Here is a 22,430-nt window from a genome sequence, read left to right as displayed (position 1 = left end):
TTAACTATTATGAAACATATTGAAAACATAGAATGTTTTTCGAATTTTGATGATAAATATTATTATGAAGAGGTTGGGAAAGCTAAGTTAAAGTTATGTGAATTAAACAATGATAAAAACATACAGTTTAATTTAATTAGAGAGTCATTAGATGTAGATTTAAATAATAAATATTTATGTAATTACACGATTCATGATGTCATTAGTAACGGAGCTGTTTTAGGAGAATTGCGTTGTTTTAAAAGCAATGATTATGATTTTTTTACAATATACACTTTCGATAAACAATAATTTAATTTTGATTGTTAGCTAAATTTCATAAAAACAAAACAACTAATTCATATTAGCCCAGATAGTAATGGAAATCCTTTCTAGTCCTGAACTTGTTTCAGGATCCTGAAACAAGTTCAGGACTAGAAAGATTGCAATGGATAGCTGGAAACAGCTCCAAAAAAAGATGCTGAAACAAGTTCAGCATAAATTACAAATAACGAAAAACAGCGAAGGGATTTTCTGTTTTAAAAAACAAACAAAAGTATGTACGTAGTAAAAAGAGACGGGCACAAAGAGCCGGTAATGTTCGACAAAATCACAGATAGAATTAAAAAACTATGTTATGGTTTAAATGATTTGGTTGATGCCGTGAAAGTAGCAATGCGAGTAATTGAAGGGCTTTATGATGGAGTTTCTACGTCAGAATTAGATAATTTAGCAGCCGAAACTGCGGCTTCAATGACTATTGCGCATCCTGATTATGCACAATTGGCAGCGAGAATTGCAATTTCGAATTTGCATTCCAATACTAAAAAATCATTTTCGGAAACAATGAACGATATGTTTCATTATGTAAACCCGAGAAATGGACAAGATGCACCTTTGTTATCTGAAGAAGTTCATCAGGTGATTATGAAAAATGCTGAATTTTTAGATTCCCATGTGATATACAATAGAGATTTTAATTATGATTATTTTGGGTTTAAAACCTTGGAAAGATCATATTTACTTAAAATAAACGGCAAAATAGTGGAGCGTCCGCAACACATGTTGATGCGTGTTTCGGTTGGGATTCACTTAGATGATTTAGATTCAGTGATTGAGACATACGACTTAATGTCGAAAAAATTCTTTACCCATGCAACGCCTACATTATTCAATGCAGGAACTCCAAAACCTCAGATGTCTTCTTGTTTCCTTCTTGCGATGCAAGATGATAGTATTGACGGGATTTATGACACGTTGAAACAAACCGCTAAAATCTCGCAGTCAGCAGGTGGTGTTGGGCTTTCTATTCACAATGTGAGAGCGACGGGTTCTTATATTCGTGGGACTAATGGAACGTCAAATGGAATTGTTCCGATGTTGCGTGTTTTTAATGATACAGCTCGTTATGTAGATCAAGGTGGTGGAAAACGCAAGGGAAGTTTTGCAATATACATCGAAACCTGGCATGCGGATATTTTTGAATTTTTGGACTTGAAAAAGAACACCGGAAAAGAGGAAATGCGTGCCAGAGATTTGTTTTTTGCGATGTGGACGTCTGATTTGTTCATGAAAAGAGTACAGGAAGACAGTTATTGGACATTGATGTGTCCTAATGAATGTCCGGGACTGTACGATGTTTATGGCGAAGAATTTGAAGCCATGTACATTGATTACGAGAAACGTGGAAAAGGTAGGAAAACCATCAAAGCACATGAACTGTGGGAGAAAATTCTGGAATCGCAAATAGAGACTGGAACTCCTTACATGTTGTATAAAGATGCAGTTAATAGAAAATCAAACCAGAAAAATCTGGGTACGATTCGTTCTTCGAATTTGTGTACCGAGATTATGGAATTTACATCCAAAGATGAAATTGCAGTTTGTAACCTGGCTTCTCTTTCCTTGCCAATGTTTGTTGCCAATGGGAAGTTTGACCATGAATTGATGTATACCGTTACAAAACGCGTAACCAGAAACTTGAATAAAGTAATCGACAGAAATTATTATCCGGTAATTGAAGGAGAAAATTCGAATAAACGCCACCGACCAATTGGTCTTGGAGTACAAGGTTTAGCCGATGCTTTTATTATGTTGCGTTTGCCGTTTACGAGCGACGAAGCTAAAAAACTGAATCAGGAAATTTTTGAAACATTATACTTTGCTGCGGTAACAGCATCGATGGAAATGGCGAAAGAAGAAGGTCCTTATTCCACTTTTGAAGGTTCGCCAATTTCTCAAGGAGAATTCCAATACAATTTGTGGGGAATGAAAGATGAGGAATTATCTGGTCGTTGGGACTGGGCTTCATTACGAAAAGAAGTGATGGAACACGGAGTGAGAAACTCGTTGTTAGTGGCGCCAATGCCAACAGCTTCGACGTCACAAATTTTGGGTAACAACGAAGCATTCGAGCCCTATACTTCTAATATTTACACCAGAAGAGTACTTTCGGGAGAATTTATTGTGGTAAACAAACATTTGTTACACGATTTAGTGGAGCGCGGTTTGTGGAACGAAACATTGAAACAAGAATTAATGCGAAATAACGGTTCAGTTCAAGACCTGAATATTCCGCAAGACTTGAAAGAATTGTACAAAACAGTTTGGGAAATGTCTATGAAAGACATTATCGATATGTCTCGTCAACGTGGTTATTTTGTGGATCAATCGCAATCGTTGAACTTATTCATGCAAAACGCCAATTATTCAAAATTGACATCAATGCATTTCTATGCTTGGCAATCTGGATTGAAAACGGGAATGTACTATTTAAGAACAAAAGCTGCGGTGGATGCGATTAAATTTACATTAAACAATGATAAAAAAGCAGAGCCAATCGAAATTAAAGAGCAATCAATCGCTGTTCCTGCAGTTGCTGAAGCAGTAGAAATGACTTCGGATGAATACAGAGCTATGCTTGAATTATCTAAAAATGCAGGGCCTGACGAATGTGAAATGTGTGGTAGTTAATTAAATGAATATAAAATGATAAAGGCCTCTTAATGGAGGCCTTTTATAAGAATACTAACTTTAAATCGATCGCTGAGGTAAAGAAAAAAAATAATACGCATAAAAAAAGGGACATCTGTGATATCCCTATTTTGGAAAACGTAAAATTAAAACGGCCAGCAAGCTTTTAAAAAATTAAGTTATAAAGATAATGAGGTTGCCTCACCTTCTTTTTATATACTTCAAAAGTATATAATTCGAATCTTCTTTCCAAAATTATTTTTTAAGATAATATCAATGTTGATATTATTAATCTACAACTCTTATGTCATAATGGATTATAGAGTTGTTAACAAAACAAGTAAAATGGAAAATCCATCAAACAATGATTTTTACTACATTTTTAGAAAATGTATAACAACAAGGAATGGAAGAAGAATTTGTAAAACAGACGGAAGTTGTTTTAAAATTCGAATTAAAAAAAGTATTTAAATTTAAAAACAGTTATTGTAATGATAGCTGTTTTTTTTTAGAGCTATTTCCCGCTTTTCGTTGCAATCTTTTTCTTCACCAAAAAAAGGTGAATAAAAAGGATTTCCACTTTAATCGGGGCTAAAACATCAAGAGATAATAGTTTGAATTTGTAAATAATTCACTATATTTGAGATAATTCCCATCAAAAACAATCCTTTTTAAATTACTACCATGGATAATAAAAAATTTACTGTTACAGATGATTTATTAGCTTCCAAAAGCCAGCGTCTCCTGAATCTACTTATCGACTTATTGATTATTTATATTATAGCAATAAGTATTGTCGCTACCATTAATATAATTGCAGATACAACAAACAGTTATGGGGCATCGAACTGGGTTACATCATTAAGCGTAGTTGAAAGTTTCTTTTTCGGACTTGTTACCTTGTTTTTTTATTATTTAATTACTGAAATGTACTTTTCCAGAACCTTCGGGAAGTATTTCATGAAAACAATGGTTGTAAAGCATGACGGTTCAAGACCCAACATGAAAAGTGTAATGATTAGAACACTTTCTAGATTAATTCCTTTTGAGCCTTTTTCTTTTTTAACTGCTAATAGAGGATGGCATGATACATTATCAGTTACTTATGTGGTGAAAAAACACGAATTTCTTGAGAAAAAGAAAATGTTTTCTGAGGAATAAAGAAATAGAAAAGATAAAAATAGCGGTCATTTTAGACTGCTTTTTTGTTTTTAAACACATCCTTTTCTTTATATTCGCTCCTTTTAAATACCAAAAATAAAATGATGAACTGGGAACAACTTTTATCACTGAAACGACAAGGCGACAAAGGCAAAAGATTGCGTGTAGAACAAGACGATACTCGTTTGGGTTTTGAGGTGGATTACGATCGTATTATCTTCTCGGCGGCTTTTAGAAGTTTGCAGGATAAAACGCAGGTTATTCCGTTATCAAAAACTGATTTTGTTCACACCAGATTAACGCATAGTTTAGAAGTTTCGGTTGTGGGGCGTTCTCTAGGACGATTGGTTGGTAAAAAAATAATTGAAAAATACCCGCATCTGAAAGAAGTTCATGGCTACCACATGAATGATTTTGGGGCAATTGTTGCCGCGGCATCCTTGGCGCACGATATTGGCAATCCGCCTTTTGGTCATTCTGGCGAAAAAGCGATTGGAGAATATTTCTCCATTGGAAACGGACAAAAATATAAAAATCAGCTTACTGCTAAAGAATGGCAGGATTTAATTGATTTTGAAGGAAATGCTAATGGTTTTTCAGTTTTAAACAGTTCAAGACCAGGAGTAGAAGGAGGAATTCGACTTTCATATGCAACATTGGGTGCATTTACTAAATACCCAAAAGAAAGTTTACCAAAAAAGCCGACGCAAAATATTGCGGATAAGAAATATGGTTTCTTTCAAACCGACAAAGTCTTTTTTCAGGATGTAGCTTCTGAGATGGGGTTGATTCCAAATAAATCGGGAGAGAATATAGGTTTCGAACGACATCCTTTGGCTTATTTAGTGGAGGCGGCTGATGATATTTGCTATACGATTATTGATTTTGAAGACGGAATAAACTTAGGATTAGTTTCTGAAGATTTTGCTTTAGAATATTTGATAAAATTGGTAAAAGACAGCATAGACACTTCCAAATATAAAACGCTTACCACCAAAGAAGACCGAATAAGCTATTTGCGAGCTTTGGCAATAGGAAGCTTAATTAATGACGCAGTAAAAGTTTTTATCGAAAATGAAACATTAATTCTGGAAGGTAAATTTCCTTTTGCGATCATGGATAAAAGTAAGTATAAAGCACAAATGGATGATATTATCAAGATTAGTGTTAATAATATTTACCAAAGTAGAGAAGTGATTGAGAAAGAAATTGTGGGTTATCAGATTATTCAAACGTTGTTGGAAAAGTTCCTCACTGCGTTCAACAATAAATTCGATGGGAATGCATCTAATTATGATACTTTAATTTTAAAAATGTTGCCAGAAAAGCATCATTTGGAAAAAGAAAACCTGTACAGTCGCTTGTTACATATTTGTCATTTTATTTCGTTACTTACCGATGGTAATGCTTTGTTATTTTATAAAACAATTACCGCAGTCAAAAGTTAAATTACGAACACTTAAATGGTTAATTGTTAAATCAAATAAAAACAATTATGTTTGTGGCACTAATTAACCCTGTTTGAATTTAACTATATCTATGAAAAAAATTACCCTATTAATTTTATTTCTTATCCCTATTATTAGTTTTTCACAATCTAATGCTGAAACGATTCAAAGATATTTGAACAGCAAAACCGCTAAATTGGATGTTTCCAATGCTGATGTTAAAGATTGGATAATTGAAAGTGAAGGAAACTCTACGACAACTAATATAAATAACTGTTATGTTTTACAACGTTATCAGGGCATCGAGGTCTTTAGAGCACTTTCTAATTTCTCGATAAAAGAGGGTCAAGTAATTAATGTAGGCAACCGTTTTGTAGCAAATTTATCTCAAAAAGTGAATGCTACCAAGCCTTCGCTTCCTATACTTGATGCTTTGGCAAAGACATATTTAAAATTAGAAATTACGGCTACTGCACCATTTAAAATTCTGGAAAAAACAGGTCAATATAAATTTAAAATTTCAAACGGCCTGTCTATTGAAGAGCCTGTAAGTGCAAATTTAGTATATCATTTGACTAAAGAAAACACTTTAAAATTAGCTTGGGATTTTACCATAAACACACCTGCCCACAATCATATTTGGAGTATTAGAATTGATGCTTTAAATGGTGAAATATTGGAAAAAATAGACTTAAATATTTCTTGTAATTTTGACAGTAATAAATATTATTCCTCTGCAAATACTTCTTTAAATATGCCTGCAAAGGCTACTTATAAACAATTATTTTCTACGGCTCCGGTATACGCAGGAGGAGGTTCGTATAATGTCATTCCTTTTAATTACGAAAGTCCAAATCACAGTGGGAGAAAGTTAATATCAAATCCGGCAAATGCTTCAGCCTCTCCTTACGGCTGGCATGATATTGATGGCTTTGCTGGTGCAGAATTTACCGTTACAAGAGGTAATAATGTTTGGGCAAAAGATGACTTCCTCGGTGATAACATTGTTGTAGGAAATGGTGCTGATGGGGGAGCGGGTTTAGTTTTTGACTTTTCTTATGCAGGGGCGGGAGCTGATGCATCTTCATACATTGATGCCGCGACAACCAATTTGTTCTATATGAACAATGTGATGCATGACATCTGGTATCAATATGGTTTTAATGAAGCTAGCGGAAATTTTCAAGAGAATAATTATTTACGTGGAGGAAAAGAAAATGATTTTGTTAATGCGGATGCTCAAGACGGATCTATGGCAAATCCTAAGAGTATAAATAATGCAAATTTTTCTACGCCTATAGATGGGGGTAAACCTAGAATGCAGATGTTTTTATGGAATTACGGTCCTGAAATCAAGCCTATAATCGTTAATTCTCCAAAAAATATAGCAGGAAGTTACGTGGCTAAACAAAATTCTTTTAACCCTGGACGAGTTGATTTACATATAGTGCCTAATTTTATTCAATCCGATTTAGTTCTATATTTAGATAGTGCAGGTGGGACTAGCGATGGTTGTAATGCGCCATCAAATGGGAATGCCATAAATGGAAAAATTGCAGTAATAAGAAGAGGGTCTTGTACATTTGTAGTGAAGGTTAAAGCTGCTCAGAATGCAGGTGCGTTAGCTGTAATTATTGTTAATAATGCCGACGGTGCAATAACGATGTCGGGAGCTGACGCGTCTATTGTAATTCCTGCTATAAGTGTAACACAGGCTATTGGAGAATCTCTGATATCGCAAATGCAAACACAAAATGTGAATGTCAAATTACAGGTGGAAAACTCCCCATTTATAAATTCAGATGGAGACTTTGATAATGGTATAATTGCCCATGAATATGGACATGGGATTTCAACTCGTTTAGCAGGGGGGCGAAATAATTCCAGTTGTCTTCAAAATACAGATCAAATGGGAGAGGGATGGTCTGATTGGTTTGCACTTATGTTACAAATTAAGCCCGGCGACGTCGGGACTTCAAAACGAGGTATAGGAACATTTGTATCGATGCAACCAACAGATGGATTAGGAATAAGAGATTATCCATATTCTACGGATAAGGCCATAAATCCTATGACTTATGACAATACAAATAAATATCAATATACAGATAAAGACGGTAAAGAACAAACTGAAATTCATGGAACTGGTTCTGTATGGACTACCGTTTTATGGGATTTGACTTGGGCTTATATCAGTAAGTATGGCTATGATGACAATAAGTACACCGGTATTGGTGGGAACAACAAACTAATGCGAATTGTATTAGATGGCATTAAGTTACAACCCTGTAGCCCCACTTTTGTTAGCGCAAGAGATGCGATTATAGCAGCTGATCAGGCAATTACCGGTGGTAAAGATTATTGTGTGATATGGGGGGTATTTGCAGCTCGAGGTTTAGGTGTAAATGCGTCAGCTGGCGATGGGAATATAGGTAATGATCAGGTAGAGGATTTTACAGCTCCTGCTGCTGGACCAAATTGTGTTCTTGCGGTAAATGATTTTGAAAGCAATAAGGGAATAAGTGTTTATCCTAATCCTTCTAATGGGCAAGTAAATCTACATATTGATCAATATGTCGGCAAAGTTACTATTCAAATAATTGACATCAACGGAAGAGTAGTTTCTAAATTTAAAAATGAAGAATTCAATAATTTTAAAACTATTGATTTAAGCCGTCTTCAAAAAGGAGTTTATATTTTGAAGGTTAACGGTAATAATCTTGATTTTACTGAAAAAATTATTTTGAATTAAATTTCAGATGAAAAATTTTGGTAAATGGCTTGAATGTCAAGAGATGAAAAACCAAATACAGTTTTAATAAATAATCCATCCGTCCAAAATAGACTGATGGATTATTTTATGCTTTATAATTTCTTTGTGGATTCGCGTTCTTTTAATTTAGTTTTAATGACAACGGTTTCGTAAGGAATGTTTTCTTCTTTTGATTCTAATCTTTCAATAAGTAATCTTGCTGCTACTTCGCCTATTTCGATGCCGTGCTGGCTAACAGTAGTTAAACTCGGGGACAATCTTCTAGAGGCAAGAATTCCATCAGCAAAACCTATAATAGATAGGTCTTCAGGGATTTTATATCCTTTTTTAAGACCAAATTTCAATGCAGCTACTGAGTCACTTTCTTCTAAAGCAAAAATTCCATCAATTGTATTGTTATCAAAAATCTTCTCAATTTTCTCGTTTAAATCGTCTTCGGAATCTGTTCTCAAGATTAGATTCGGATTAATGGTTATGTTATTATTCTCTAATGCCTTGAGGTAACCTTCAGCTCTGAGCTTACCCACACTCAAATTATCTATCGAAGAAAATAATGCAATATTCTTACATCCTAAATCTATTAAACGTTGCGTGGAGTTTAAAGCAGAATCAAAATCATCGACAATAACTTTATCGCAATCTACCCCTTCGGCAATTCGGTCAAACATAACTATAGGAGTGCCATCATTAATAATTTCTTTAAAATGATTGTATTCATGGAGTTTTTGTGCTTCTTCAGAAACAGATAAAATAAATCCATCGATAGTTCCATTGCTAAGCATTTCAAGTGTATGGGCTTCTTTTTCTAAAGATTCGTTAGAGATACACATTATTACATTGTATCCTTTTTCATCAACGACTTTTTCTATACCACTAAATACTTTGGCAAAAAAAGAATTTAGAATATTCGGTATAATAACACCAATCGTTTTTGTTTTTCTGTTTTTAAGATTCAGACCAATAATGTTTGGTTTGTAATTCTTAAGTTTTGCGTATTCTTTAATTTTAATTTTTGTCAACTCACTAATCTCCGGGCTATCATTAAGTGCTTTTGAAACAGTAGAAACAGATACATTAAGTTCTTTTGCAATTTGTTTTAATGTTGCTTTAGCTTTCATAAGGAGAAATTTATTGTAATTTATAATGTAAAAAGAAGGTTAAGATAGAAATAATTAGAATATTAACTATATAACAGACAAAAATAACCATTAAAATATAAAATTCACCCTTGAAAAATGATTAATGTTTAATTTACTCCCAAAAAACGGTAGCGGTTTAGTTTAATAAGTCAACTATCTATTAATTCTAAATTCAATCCTGGATAATTATTTTAAATATACATTTGATTATCAGAGTCAAAACAAGATAAAAATAATCATTTAAGGTATTTGGATTTAAAATAATTAATTGTACTTTTGCAACCCCTTTATAGGGGATGGAATGTTTAATTAAAAATATATTATGGACGCATTAAGCTACAAGACACAATCAGCAAGCAAAGCCACCGTTACAAAAGAGTGGATTGTTGTAGATGCTGATGGTCACAACTTAGGTCGTCTTGCTTCAAAAGTCGCTATGATTTTGAGAGGTAAGTACAAGCCAAGTTACACACCACACGTGGACTGCGGAGATAACGTAATCGTTATCAACTCAGAAAAAATTAACCTTACAGGTAACAAAATGGACGAGAAGACTTACATTCGTCACACAGGTTACCCAGGTGGTCAAAGAACTTTAACTGCTAAAGTATTGCAAGCAAAAAACCCTGCATTATTAGTAGAGAAAGCTATTAAAGGGATGTTACCTAAAAATAAATTAGGGGCAGAGCTTTTTAGAAATTTAAATGTTGTTGTAGGATCAGAGCACAAACAAGGCGCTCAAAAACCTAAAACAGTTAACCTTAACGATCTTAAGTAATGGGAGTAATTCACAAAATCGGTAGAAGAAAAACCGCTGTTGCACGTGTATATGTTTCGGAAGGAACAGGAGTAATCGTTGTAAACAAAAAACCATTCGAAACTTATTTCCCTACTGCAACTTTACAGTACAAAGTATTACAACCAATGTCTATGACAGAAAATGTAACTAACTTTGACGTAAAAGTGAATGTTTACGGAGGTGGTTCAACTGGTCAAGCAGAAGCTGTAAGAATGGCATTAGCACGTGTTATGTGTGAAGTAAATGCTGAAAACAGAGCTATCTTGAAACCAGAAGGTTTATTGACAAGAGATCCAAGAATGGTTGAACGTAAGAAATTCGGTCAGAAGAAAGCTCGTAAGAGATTCCAATTCTCTAAACGTTAATATTACCTGTCTTGTTCAAATGGGACAAGACATCGTTTATTTATTATTGAATTTAAAAAACAAAGTTGTTGTTGCTCTCCTACTGAGGTAGGAAATAGTTTAGCATCTAAATGGATAAAGCCGAGAAATCGCCATTTATTCATTGCTAATCAACAGAACGTAAACTAGAACAAAATGGCAAACAAAGTAGAAGTAAAAGAATTACTAGAAGCAGGTGTTCACTTCGGACACATGACTAGAAAATGGGATCCAAACATGGCTCCTTACATTTATATGGAGCGTAATGGTATTCACATTATCAATCTATATAAAACTGCAGCAAAAATTGAAGAAGCGAATGAAGCTTTGAAAAAAATCGCTGCATCAGGTAGAAAAATATTATTCGTTGCTACCAAAAAACAAGCAAAAGACATCGTTGCTGAAAAAGCAAAAGCTGCAAACATGCCTTATATTACTGAAAGATGGCCTGGTGGAATGCTAACTAACTTCGTAACTATCCGTAAAGCTGTTAAAAAAATGGCTACTATTGATAAAATGAAGAAAGATGGTACATTCATGACCCTTTCTAAAAAAGAGCGTTTACAAGTTGATCGTCTTCGTGCTAAATTAGAGAAAAATTTAGGTTCAATCGCTGACATGTCTAGACTACCAGCTGCATTGTTCGTAGTTGATATCAAAGCGGAACATATCGCAATAAAAGAAGCTCAAAAATTAAACATTCCAGTTTTCGCAATGGTGGATACCAATTCTGACCCAAGAGAGGTTGAATTTGTAATCCCATCTAACGATGATGCTTCTAAATCAATTGATAAAATTTTATCTTTAGTAACAGCTGCAATTGTTGAAGGACTTTCTGATAGAGGTTCTGACAAAGAAGGTGAAGCTACTGCTGAAGTCGTTGCTCCTGCTGCTGAAGTTGTTACTCCTGCTGCTGAGGTAGCTGAGGTTGCTCCTGCTGTTGAGGCAGCCGCTCCTACTGCAACTGAAGAATAAATAAACATTTAATTCCAAGTTTTAATTCCTCTCCATAAAAAATTAGAAACCTAAAGTTGATAATTTAATAAAATTGGAAACTGGATTTGAAACTTGGAATTTTTTACTTTTAACCTTAAAAAAATATACAATATGGCAACAATTACTGCTGCAGACGTAAATAAATTAAGAACAATCACAGGTGCAGGAATGATGGACTGCAAAAAAGCTTTGGTTGAAGCAGACGGAGATTTTGATTTAGCGATCGAAAACTTACGTAAAAAAGGACAAAAAGTAGCTGCAAACCGTTCAGATAGAGAATCTACTGAGGGTGCTGCAATTGCTGTTGTAAATGCGGACAAAACTGCAGGAGTTGTTATCACATTAAACTGTGAGACTGACTTTGTAGGGATGAATGAAAACTTTGTGAAAATGGCTACGGAAATGGCTAATTCAGCATTGAACTTCAATACTAAAGAAGAATTTTTAGCAAGTGATTTCAACGGAATGACTGTTGCTGATAAATTGATCGAGCAAACTGGAGTTATTGGTGAAAAATTAGAAATTAGAACTTTTGAAAAATTAGAAGGTGCTTTTATCGGTTCTTACATACACTCTGGGAACAAAATTGCTACTTTAGTTGGTTTATCTGCAAAATTAGATGGTGCTGATGAAGTTGCAAGAAACATTGCTATGCAAGCTGCAGCTATGTCTCCTATCGCTTTAGACGAAACTGGTGTTGATGCTGATACTATCGCTAAAGAAATCGAAATTGCTAAAGATATCCTACGTCAAGAAGGAAAACCAGAAGCAATGTTAGACAATATTGCTAAAGGTAAATTGGCTCGTTTCTTTAAAGACAATACTTTAGTGAACCAAGATTACATCAAAGACAACAAAATGAGCGTTGCTGCTTATGCGAAATCTTTAGATAAAGATCTTATCGTTACAGGTTTCAAAAGAGCTGCTTTAGGGTAATCAGATTTCTGATTTCATAAAATATAAATTCCCATTTTGTTGTAAAACAAGATGGGTTTTTTTTTGTCTGAAAAGGAATTAAAATACTAAATTTGAATGCTAATTATTCATTTATGTTTCAATCCAAAAAAGACACTGTTTATGTTGTTCTAGCTGGAATTTTCATAACCAATGCTGTTGTTGCCGAATTAATAGGTGGAAAACTAATTTACGTAGGTCCATATTTGATGAGTATTGGCATATTGCCTTGGCCTATTGTTTTCTTGACAACCGATTTAATCAATGAATATTTTGGAGAAAAAGGGGTTAAAAAATTATCGTTGATAACCGCCAGTTTAATTGCTTATTATTTTGTATTATTATTCTTCGCTTTAAGAATTCCTGCGGTAAAAGGAGTAAATTTGGTAACTGATGCGCAATTCAATGGGGTTTTCGGACAAAGCATGTGGATAATTGTTGGAAGTATTACGGCTTTTTTAGTGTCACAATTAATTGACGTAAGTATTTTTCACTTTTTTAAAAACAAAACCGGCAACAAAATGATTTGGTTGCGAAGCACTGGCTCAACGGTTATTTCGCAATTTTTTGATAGCTTTATTGTGTTAGGAATTGCCTTTTGGATGACTGGAAAAATGACTACCGACGTTTACATTGCTTCGGCCTTTACCGGTTATTTTGTGAAGCTGATTATTGCTATTTTACTAACGCCGCTAATTTATTTAGGACATTCCTTAATTGAGAAATACATTCATAGTAAATAATTATGGATGATAAAATGCGCTGCAATTGGTGTGAAAAAGATGATTTATATCGAAAGTACCATGACGAAGAATGGGGAGTTCCCGTTTATGAAGATCAAAAATTATTTGAATTTCTGATTTTAGAAACTTTTCAGGCGGGTTTAAGCTGGTATACGATCTTAAAGAAAAGAGAAAATTTTACACTGGCTTTAGATAATTTCGATTACAAAAAAGTAGCTAACTTTTCAGAAGATAAAATACAGGAATTGCTTCTTGATTCAGGAATTATTCGCAATCAATTAAAAATTCGCGCTGCAGTTTCGAATGCCATTGCATTTTTGAAAGTACAAGAGAAATTTGGTAGTTTTTCCAAATACATTTGGGAATTTACCGATGGAAAACCAATTCAAAACAACCGACAATCCTCAAAAGATATTCCTGCCACAACGCCACTTTCAGATGAAATTAGTAAAGATTTGAAAAAACGCGGGTTTAAGTTTGTGGGATCCACTGTTGTTTATGCGCACATGCAAGCAACAGGAATGGTCGATGATCATGTAGCAGATTGCTGGAAAAGAAAATAGTATTTCAATTGACAGTAAGATAGAAGTGCATATGTTTAGAATCTGTCAACTATTCAATTTTCAATATCTCCATAAAATCGGTTCGGTCAATTTCTCTACAGCCCAAACTTTCGAGATGCGGATTATAAACTTGGCAATCCAGCAGTTTGTAGTTGGCTGCCTTTAATTGGTTTGTCAAAGCAATGAAAGCGACTTTTGAAGCATTCGATACCAAAGAAAACATACTTTCACCACAAAAAACATGACCTAAATCGATTCCGTATAAACCGCCGACCAATTTCTCATCCTGCCAAACTTCAACTGATTTTGCAATTCCCAATTCATGAAGTTTACAGTAGGCTTCAATCATGTCATTGGTAATCCAAGTCCCGTTTTGACCGTCTCGTTTTATATTTTTGCAGTTTGAAATTACATCTCTTAAATTTTGATTGAAGGTGACAGTAAAAATATTTCTATTAAGAATGCTGCGCATACTTTTGGAAATTACCAATTCATCTAAAAATAAAACCATTCTGGGATTGGGTGACCACCACATAATTGGTTCTCCTTGTTCAAACCACGGGAAAATACCACTTTTATAAGCAAGTTGCAATCGTTCCGAAGATAAGTCACCTCCAATAGCCAAAATTCCATCGCGGTTGGTTTGGGAAACAGGAGGGAAGAATAAGGCTGCAGTTAAATAATACATCTTTTATATTACTATAAAACCCGACAGTTAAATCAATAGCTGTCGGGTTTTTATTATAAAATCAATTAAGATCAAATGATTAAAATGGTAAATCGTCCGCTTCTTCTTCGTTTAAATTTGTAGCTGGAGCAAATGCTTCAGCAGCTGGCATTGGAGCTATTTGAGCATTAGGAGCATCAGCAGATACTCTTTCTACTCTCCATCCTTGTATAGAATTGAAATATTTAGTTACACCTTGAGGATCTACCCATTCGCGGCCTCTTAAGTTGATAGAAACTTTTACAGCTTCCCCCACTTTAAAACTATTCAATAAATCACATTTGTCTTGTACAAATTCCACTAAAATGTGCTGTGGATATTGTTCCTCAGTCGTTACAACTAGTTCTCTTTTTAAGAAACTTCCATTTCCTACATTTTTAGCTTCTCCAAGCATTTTAATTTTTCCTGTAACTTCCATCTTCGTTATTTTTTGTTGTTATATTGAATTATTTTTTTTTAGCTAAAAGTACTTTCCAAGCAGCTAGAACATCCTTTTTATTCAGGTATTTTTTCGCTTCCATATGCAATTTTTGCTGATCATCTGAGCTTAAAACCCCTTTTACAGGAAAATTCTGTTTTACAAATATACTAACTTCCTCTAAAGTAGGCAAGGCCTCAATATTACCCAACATCCCTAAATCATTTCCATCAAAGACAGCACTTTCTTTTATGAAATCAGGTATCGCATCAACCCCGATTCCCTGTGTTGTAAGTGGTTTTGGTACTTCAAAAAGTCCCTGGTTTGATCTGGAATACCAGTTGGCTCCTAATCTAGAAACTAAGTCTATTTTATATTGATTAATTGCTCCATTTTCGTCTAAAATACGTTCGTCAATATGAATTCTCAGTACTTCACAAAGGATCAAATTGCCAGCTCCGCCTTCGGTTCCCAAAGGGATAATCTGAGTAACTTTGCATTCAAATTGCACAGGTGACTCTTTTACTCTAAAAGGTTTCACAACCTCAGAGGGAATTGATGTAAAACCTGATTTTAGAAACTCATTTACGCCCTCCGCATATTCCGTACTTGCAAGAGATGTTTGTTGCACCATATCAAAATTAACCACATTTATCACTACTTCTCGAGTAGATTCAGCATTGATCAAAGTGTGTTTTATCGAATTGTCACGAACACGTCTGGCAGGTGAGAAAATAAGAATTGGCGGATTGGCGCTAAATACATTAAAGAAACTAAAAGGAGATAAATTTGGGTTTCCCTCACTGTCCATAGTACTGGCAAATGCTATAGGTCTTGGTCCCACGGAACTTTGAAGGTAACCTTGTAGCTTTGCGGTTTCAATACTTTTTGGATCAATAGTAATCATGTTGATGTAGTTTCGGATGAATGGATTTGCTTAATGCAAAAGTAGCGAAACCGTTTAAATTTAGAAAGGAGGTTTAAAGATTTAAGTTTAAATAAATATTTTGCTCTCAATAAAAAAGGCTCTTAAACCAAAAACTAAAATAATAGTGCAAGTATTTCGTTATATTTATACCTCAAAATTTAATTTATGCAGTTTTCTGATAAAAAAAATACAACCCGTTGGGCCATCATTTTTGCTTCATTCTTTATCATTTCTCTAATTCTGTGGAATACATATACCTTTTTTCAAATCTTCAAAAATGAAGAACGTCTTAAAATGAACCTCTGGGCAAATGCACAAAAAACATTAAAAAATGCTGATGAAAATACTGATGTAGAGCTTCCTCTTCAAATATTCAGTAACAATACTTCCATTCCGATTATTCTTACGGAGAATGACATTATCATAAATACTGTCAATGTAGAGGAAGAAATAGTAAAAGATAAGATGAAAGCCAGGGCTTTTTTATCTGATTTACGAAATGAAAACGAAGCCATTGTTATTGAATACGTTCCCAACAAGTTTCAAAAATTATATTATGGCAACTCAGCTTTACTGAACAAACTTAAATATTATCCTGTTGCCTTAGTGCTAATTATAGTGTTGTTTGGCGGCTTAGTTTATAATTTTTATCGAAGTAACAAAATGGCTACTCAAAACAAGCTTTGGGCCGGGATGGCAAAGGAGACTGCCCATCAAATAGGAACGCCCCTTTCTTCCTTAATTGGTTGGGTTGAATTATTGAAATCTGAAAATGTAGAGGAGAGTACCACATTCGAAATAGAGAAAGACATTGAAAGATTACAAACGATTACGGATCGTTTTTCAAAAATAGGCTCTGAGCCAAAATTAGAAACCAAAAATATTATAGAAGAAACACTGCAATCCTATGATTATCTGCAGTCGCGTTTCTCAAAACAAATTGAATTTTCTTTTAAAGCACCGCAAGCGCCAATCTATGTTTTACTCAATCCCACTTTGCACAGTTGGACGATCGAAAATTTGGTAAAAAATGCTATTGATGCGATGAAAGGGAGAGGCAAATTGTCGTTAGAAATAGAACAAGATGCAGGGCATGTGAAAATAAATGTTATAGATACAGGAAGCGGTATTCAAAAAAAACAATTCAAATCCATTTTTGAACCGGGATTTACGACCAAAAAAAGAGGTTGGGGCTTGGGACTTTCTTTGACTAGAAGAATTGTCGAAGAATATCATAAAGGAACCATAAAAGTCCTGAATTCCGAATTAGGAAAAGGAACTACAATGCAAGTTAGTTTTAAAAAAATATCTTGAATAACCAATTAAATCAGTACCAAATTGTTTTAGTAAACATTCCTTTTCTGGCTATATTATTTTTGCTTAAATAGTTTTGTACAAATAGAATATGTTCTTCCGTTTGTGCCAAAGCATTAGTAACTGATTTTTTTAGAGAAGCTAAACTGGATGAATTTTCGTTTCCAACATAGCCCACGTTGTAAAGTGCATTTTTGCATTCAATTAATTTTTGTTTTGGTATTTCAATCATGCTTTTAATTTCGTTATCTGGTAGGGCAGGGCTGAATCTTTTGTTTCTGTAATAAATAAAATCATTCAACAAGTTAATAGCCTGATTGCAATTGTTAGCAATTAGATTTAATTTTTCAACATTTGTTTTTTGGCGTAAGTAGGTTATGTTTCTATCTTTGTTTTTTAATCGTTCTAAAATCAGATTATTTTCAACTCCGTTCTTTTCTATTCTTTCAGCCGAGTCGTATAATTTAGCGATTTCTGAGGATGATTCGTATTTAGCAATTTCACTTTCAAAATCGAAGTATTTCTTTGATTTATTAATTTGAGTTTTACCTTGATAAAACTCTGTGTTTGTTATTGGATAATTTAGAAATTGCCATAAATAATCAAACGGAATGTGTGATGTGATCGATTGTGAAGGGTTAACTTTAAAATAAGAATTATCTATTTTTTTATAGAAACGACCGTTATTTGCGAAACCGGAACCCCAAGTTGGATCAAATAAATACCATTTGCTGTTTATTTTTGAGCCACACCAAGCATGAGAAATGGTGTCAATCACCCCATTTTGTTTTGTATATCCGCTTATAATAACTGATTTTATACCCACTTTATTCGCTAAATCATTAAAGATTTCAGTGTAATCACTACAAACTCCCTTTCTGGTTTTGAGAATATTTTTTATTTTATTTTCAGAAGTTTCTCTGCTATTTGAAGTAAACGTATTATCCATATCATAGCGTATATTGGAGGCTGTCCAATAAAAAATCGCCCGAATTTTGTCATTATCTGTTCTGAAATTTGAATTTATATAATTGGCGATGCCTTTAATTGTAGTAGTAGAGCTATTAGGAATCTTGGAAATTTGGCTGTCAATTAAAGTATAGTCTGTTTGGCTCTGACCAAAACTTAAGACAGATAAAAATAAAGAAAGTAATAAATAAATGTTTTTCATCTTATAGGGTAAGCTTATAAATTAGAAAGGGAATAAGTTTTCACCTATTCCCTTTCTAAACGAAAACCGTACCAATTTATTTTATTTGTAAAAACATTATAAATTGCTTTTAATAAGTATTGCTAATGCTTCAAATTCTTCTTTTGAAAGTGACACTTTATTTTGAAAACGCATTTCATCCATTTCATTTAAAGGAATAAGGTGAATGTGAGCGTGAGGAACTTCAAGTCCTACAACTGCCATTCCTATCCTTTTGCAAGGAACTGATTTTTTTAAGGCAATGGCAATTTTTTTAGAAAACTGCATCAATCCGATATATAATTCATCTTCGATATCAAAAATCTTATCAATTTCGAGTTTTGGAACACAAAGTGTATGTCCTTTAGCGTTTGGATTTACATCCAAAAAAGCCAAAAAATTGTCATCTTCAGCAATTTTATAACTAGGAATTTCTCCTTTTATAATTTTAGTAAATATTGAACTCATGAGTTAAATTTTTAAAGAATGGTCATTCGATGTAAGATGCTGCTCTGTTTACAGAAGAGACTGAATATTACTGCTGAACACTGAATACTAGCTTTAATCGCGTGAAATTTCTAAAATCTCAAATTTCAAAACTCCGTTTGGAACTGTGATTTCAGCAGATTCACCTACTGATTTTCCCAATAAACCTTTACCAATTGGTGAGGTCACAGAGATTTTTCCTGTTTTTAAATCGGCTTCACTTTCGGCAACTAATGTATAAGTCATTTCCATTCCGTTAGTTTGGTTTTTGATTTTTACATTAGATAAAACCAACACTTTAGAAAGATCTAAATGAGATTCATCAATTAATCTGGCGTTAGAATGTACCTCTTCCATTTTAGCAATACGCATCTCAAGCATTCCTTGTGCTTCTTTGGCTGCATCATACTCGGCATTTTCAGACAAGTCACCTTTATCTCTTGCTTCAGCTATATCTGCGGATGCTTTTGGACGCATTACACTTTTTAAATAATCTAATTCTTCTCTTAATTTTTTTAATCCTTCTGCTGTATAATAAGATACTGTACTCATAACTTCCTCGTTTATATAAATAGAAAAAATCCCATCAGGACGGGATTTCTTTCCACTAAGATACTATTAATTTTTTTAGCCTATAATTATATGTTAATCATATATAATTCAAAGTTAAATAAATTAAATTTGTTTCGCTAATTCTTTTACAATATTTTAGAAAATGAAAAAATTTATCCTATTCTTGGTTCTTTCATGCTTTTTCTTTTCCTGCAGTGATAATGGTTTTAACAATAAAAACCCTTTTATACCTAATTATAGCTTCACTATAGATCTCAACATGAATTTGCCTGCTTATTCGAAGCTGCAATACACCAGCAATGCTATTTATTATTCTGGAGTAGGAGCCAAGGGAATTTATGTATTTTGTACGGCACCAGGTAATTACAATGCTTTTGATGCAGCCTGTCCCAATCAAGATTTGAGCTCTTGTTCTACCATGACTCTAAAAGGTATAAATATAGTTTGTGCTTGTGACAGCAAAGAATACAGTTTGTTTACAGGTCAAGCTCAAGGCGGGGCGCAATATCCTTTGAAACAATATCGTGTAGAAGTTAATGGAAATGTGCTTCGGGTTTATAATTAAAACCAAAAAAAATCCTGACAGTCAGACTAGACCATCAGGATTTTTAAAATTTAATTTGACACTATTCTAAAACTTCAGCGTCAATCCAGCCAAGAAGTTGATTCCGGCTTGCGGGTAATAATAGGGATAAACATCCCACATATATCCATTTGAAACATATTTCTTATCAAAAATGTTATTAACCAAGCCGGTAATTATAATTGATTTGAAAACTGATTTCGGTTTGATTTCATAAGCGATATTCAAATCATTTACAAAATAGTTAGCCAATTTCGCAGCCGGTAATTCAATATTATTCATATATTGCTCTCCTACAAATTTTTGTAGCCATGAAATCTGAAGGTTTTCTAGCGGTTTGTAAACGATAATATTCCCTACTATAACCGATGGCGAGTAAGAAATATCAGTAGTTCCATAATTCTCCCCTTGCACAGCTAAATCAATATTTTTATTACTGCTTAAAGTAAAATTTGGACGAATAATAAATTGTTCTGATAAGGCAATTGTAGCATCGACCTCTAACCCTAGACGGTAACTTTTTTCGCTGTTCGAACGAATCGGACTTCCTACATCATCTAGTTTTCCAGTTAATATCAATTGGTCTTTATAGGCCATGTAATACACATTCGAATTGAATTGTACTTTATCAGCAACATATCTCCAGCCCATTTCAAAGTCATTTAACTTTTCTGGTTTAGCATTTCCACCTTCATAATCCGTTCTGTTTGGTTCCCGATTGGCTCGTGCATAAGAAAAGTACAGTTTATTATTAGGAGTAATATCGTAATTCAAACCTGCTTTTGGATTGAAGAAATTGAAATTATCATTTACAGAACCTGTTTCGTAACTATTGGCTTTGTAATGTACGTTTCTAAGTTGCAGATCTCCAAATAAGCTAATTTTTTCTGTGATTTGATAATTGGCTTTTGCAAAAATATTTCCATCAGTTTTAGTTGCAAAATCATCGTAATAATGATCTCCCAATTCACTTTGTGAAGCATATCGTGCCCAAATTACTTTTCCAAAATGGGCTCCCTCATATTTATTATAACCACCTCCAAATAGTAAGTCTAACTTTTCGTCTCTATAATTTGCTGAAAATGTAGTTCCGTAGAAATCATTATCTAACCATTTTTGACGGATTAAATCAGTTTTCTTTATTGTTGCGCCGTTAATGACTATTGGAGCTAATCCATAGCTGGAAAATTTGGCATCTTCTTTATAATTTTCATAAAAGCCTTTTCCTTTAGTATAATGGAAAGCTAAATTCGTACTCCAATTATTGGAAACTTTTTCGTTCCAATGCAATTGATAATGGTATTGTTGGTAATTATCGGTTTCATTGTCATAAAAACGGGTTTTTCCAAATTCGTCTGTGAAAATCCCAGAGGAATTAAACGTTCTGTCACTGTTTAAAGTTGCTTCATCAATTCCATTCCAGGATTGGTAGGTTTTTTCTTTTCCTCCAAAAGCCAACGCTTTAATCAAAGTAGTTTTCCCCACATAAGTTCCTTGAAGAAAATAAGATTTCAAGTCAGAAGCACCTCTGTCAACAAAACCATCCGATTTTAAAGCTGACAAACGACCGGCAATTTCAAAATGGTCATTCATTAATCCCGTGCTGAATTTTACAGTATGTTTTTGGGTATTAAAACTTCCAAATGAATTAGAAATTTCACCGGATGCTTTATCAGAATAGGAATCAGTCAACATGTTTAAACTAGCACCAAAAGCACCAGCTCCATTTGTCGAAGTTCCTACACCGCGTTGCAATTGCAAACTCTCCACCGAAGAAGCGAAATCTGGCATATTCACCCAGTAAGTTCCATGACTTTCTGAATCATTATAAGGAATTCCGTTGATGGTGACATTCACTCTTGTTGCATCGCTCCCACGAACACGTATTCCGGTATATCCGACACCATTTCCAGCATCGGAAGTAGTAACTACTGAGGGAAGATAATTCATCAAAATTGGGATATCTTGTCCTAAATTTCGAAATTTGATGTCTTTTTTATCCAAATTGCTGAAACTTACCGGTGTTTTTGAAGTAGCGCGAACGGCCGAAACCAATACTTCATCGAGTTGATTGACTTTAACAGTGTCTTTGACTTGTGAAAAGGAAGAGATAGAGAATAGAGAAAAGATAATAGACATGCAAGGAGTAAGAACCTTGCTTTTAAAAACTTTACAATTTTGCAATTTTGCAACTTTGCGACTAATAATAGTATTCATCCGTAAAAAGATTACGAATAAAAGGGGGAATTATTCTTTTGTTAAATTTAAATCATTGTTTCCTATGACAAATAGATAGTGTGC

At 33.9% G+C, this 22,430-nt stretch carries 21 protein-coding genes; 13 read left to right on the top strand and 8 right to left on the bottom strand.

The annotated features are described in order from the left end of the window. Positions 1-9: 9 nt before the first annotated feature. The 5 genes from C4S35_RS04500 to C4S35_RS04475 all read left to right on the top strand — a co-directional run bounded on the left by C4S35_RS04500 (position 10) and on the right by C4S35_RS04475 (position 8,313). Positions 10-291 carry a hypothetical protein gene (locus C4S35_RS04500; RefSeq protein WP_103999025.1) on the top strand — a complete coding sequence of 94 codons (282 nt, stop codon included), beginning with the start codon at positions 10-12 and terminating at the stop codon, positions 289-291. Between the two features lie 246 nt (positions 292-537). After that, the gene (locus C4S35_RS04495) at positions 538-2,952 is read left to right on the top strand and encodes a ribonucleoside-diphosphate reductase subunit alpha (RefSeq protein WP_103999024.1); all 2,415 of its coding nucleotides are present in this window, start codon (positions 538-540) and stop codon (positions 2,950-2,952) included. Positions 2,953-3,636: 684 nt separating this feature from the next. Beyond that, positions 3,637-4,113, top strand: coding sequence for an RDD family protein (locus C4S35_RS04485; protein WP_103999022.1), 477 nt, complete (start codon positions 3,637-3,639; stop codon positions 4,111-4,113). A gap of 104 nt (positions 4,114-4,217) precedes the next feature. Further along, entirely contained in the window at positions 4,218-5,561 is a 1,344-nt protein-coding gene (gene dgt, locus C4S35_RS04480) for a dGTP triphosphohydrolase (protein ID WP_103999106.1), read from the top strand. Between the two features lie 91 nt (positions 5,562-5,652). After that, positions 5,653-8,313 (top strand): T9SS-dependent M36 family metallopeptidase, encoded by a 2,661-nt coding sequence (locus C4S35_RS04475; protein WP_103999021.1) that lies wholly within the window; start codon positions 5,653-5,655, stop codon positions 8,311-8,313. A gap of 113 nt (positions 8,314-8,426) precedes the next feature. Here the strand turns inward: C4S35_RS04475 and C4S35_RS04470 are convergent, their stop codons facing one another. After that, entirely contained in the window at positions 8,427-9,452 is a 1,026-nt protein-coding gene (locus C4S35_RS04470) for a LacI family DNA-binding transcriptional regulator (RefSeq protein WP_103999020.1), read from the bottom strand. Between the two features lie 343 nt (positions 9,453-9,795). Here C4S35_RS04470 and rplM point away from each other — a divergent pair, with 343 nt between their 5' ends. The 6 genes from rplM to C4S35_RS04440 all read left to right on the top strand — a co-directional run bounded on the left by rplM (position 9,796) and on the right by C4S35_RS04440 (position 13,911). Beyond that, positions 9,796-10,251 carry a 50S ribosomal protein L13 gene (rplM, locus tag C4S35_RS04465; protein ID WP_073204674.1) on the top strand — a complete coding sequence of 152 codons (456 nt, stop codon included), beginning with the start codon at positions 9,796-9,798 and terminating at the stop codon, positions 10,249-10,251. Next, on the top strand, positions 10,251-10,637 hold the full coding sequence (gene rpsI, locus C4S35_RS04460) for a 30S ribosomal protein S9 (protein ID WP_103999019.1): 387 nt from the start codon (positions 10,251-10,253) through the stop codon (positions 10,635-10,637). Before rplM ends, rpsI begins: the two co-directional genes overlap by 1 nt. A 174-nt stretch (positions 10,638-10,811) precedes the next feature. Continuing rightward, a complete protein-coding gene (gene rpsB / locus C4S35_RS04455; RefSeq protein ID WP_103999018.1) occupies positions 10,812-11,630 on the top strand; it encodes a 30S ribosomal protein S2 in 819 nt (272 codons plus the stop codon). A 132-nt stretch (positions 11,631-11,762) separates the two neighbouring features. Further along, on the top strand, positions 11,763-12,587 hold the full coding sequence (tsf, locus tag C4S35_RS04450) for a translation elongation factor Ts (protein ID WP_103999017.1): 825 nt from the start codon (positions 11,763-11,765) through the stop codon (positions 12,585-12,587). Positions 12,588-12,700: 113 nt separating this feature from the next. Beyond that, positions 12,701-13,348: a queuosine precursor transporter gene (locus C4S35_RS04445; protein ID WP_103999016.1), complete on the top strand. Its 648-nt coding sequence runs from the start codon at positions 12,701-12,703 to the stop codon at positions 13,346-13,348. A 2-nt stretch (positions 13,349-13,350) separates the two neighbouring features. Further along, entirely contained in the window at positions 13,351-13,911 is a 561-nt protein-coding gene (locus C4S35_RS04440) for a DNA-3-methyladenine glycosylase I (protein WP_103999015.1), read from the top strand. Positions 13,912-13,960: 49 nt separating this feature from the next. Here the strand turns inward: C4S35_RS04440 and aat are convergent, their stop codons facing one another. From aat to C4S35_RS04425, 3 genes are all read right to left on the bottom strand, one after another. Next, entirely contained in the window at positions 13,961-14,599 is a 639-nt protein-coding gene (aat, locus tag C4S35_RS04435; RefSeq protein WP_103999014.1) for a leucyl/phenylalanyl-tRNA--protein transferase, read from the bottom strand. Positions 14,600-14,678: 79 nt separating this feature from the next. Continuing rightward, positions 14,679-15,056: a DUF3127 domain-containing protein gene (locus C4S35_RS04430; protein WP_103999013.1), complete on the bottom strand. Its 378-nt coding sequence runs from the start codon at positions 15,054-15,056 to the stop codon at positions 14,679-14,681. Positions 15,057-15,084: 28 nt separating this feature from the next. Continuing rightward, a complete protein-coding gene (locus tag C4S35_RS04425) occupies positions 15,085-15,963 on the bottom strand; it encodes a flavin reductase family protein (protein WP_103999012.1) in 879 nt (292 codons plus the stop codon). Positions 15,964-16,149: 186 nt separating this feature from the next. On the opposite strand from C4S35_RS04425, the gene C4S35_RS04420 reads away from it, so the two are divergent. After that, a complete protein-coding gene (locus C4S35_RS04420; protein WP_103999011.1) occupies positions 16,150-17,298 on the top strand; it encodes a sensor histidine kinase in 1,149 nt (382 codons plus the stop codon). 13 nt (positions 17,299-17,311) lie between these two features. On the opposite strand, the gene C4S35_RS04415 is transcribed toward C4S35_RS04420, so the two are convergent. The 3 genes from C4S35_RS04415 to greA form a co-directional block, all read right to left on the bottom strand. After that, positions 17,312-18,469, bottom strand: a complete 1,158-nt coding sequence (locus C4S35_RS04415) for a transglutaminase domain-containing protein (protein ID WP_103999010.1) — start codon at positions 18,467-18,469, stop codon at positions 17,312-17,314. Between the two features lie 96 nt (positions 18,470-18,565). Next, positions 18,566-18,955: an HIT family protein gene (locus tag C4S35_RS04410; RefSeq protein ID WP_103999009.1), complete on the bottom strand. Its 390-nt coding sequence runs from the start codon at positions 18,953-18,955 to the stop codon at positions 18,566-18,568. Positions 18,956-19,048: 93 nt separating this feature from the next. Then, a complete protein-coding gene (gene greA, locus C4S35_RS04405; protein ID WP_103999008.1) occupies positions 19,049-19,525 on the bottom strand; it encodes a transcription elongation factor GreA in 477 nt (158 codons plus the stop codon). A 163-nt stretch (positions 19,526-19,688) separates the two neighbouring features. Here greA and C4S35_RS04400 point away from each other — a divergent pair, with 163 nt between their 5' ends. Beyond that, positions 19,689-20,111 carry a Rieske (2Fe-2S) protein gene (locus C4S35_RS04400; protein WP_103999007.1) on the top strand — a complete coding sequence of 141 codons (423 nt, stop codon included), beginning with the start codon at positions 19,689-19,691 and terminating at the stop codon, positions 20,109-20,111. Positions 20,112-20,177: 66 nt separating this feature from the next. Here the strand turns inward: C4S35_RS04400 and C4S35_RS04395 are convergent, their stop codons facing one another. After that, positions 20,178-22,346 (bottom strand): TonB-dependent receptor, encoded by a 2,169-nt coding sequence (locus tag C4S35_RS04395; RefSeq protein WP_103999006.1) that lies wholly within the window; start codon positions 22,344-22,346, stop codon positions 20,178-20,180. Positions 22,347-22,430: the final 84 nt, after the last annotated feature.

This window comes from Flavobacterium urumqiense, from assembly GCF_900108015.1.
Classification (GTDB): domain Bacteria; phylum Bacteroidota; class Bacteroidia; order Flavobacteriales; family Flavobacteriaceae; genus Flavobacterium; species Flavobacterium urumqiense.
Note: the sequence above shows the minus strand (reverse complement) of the source record. Positions and strands in the feature narration are given on the sequence as shown.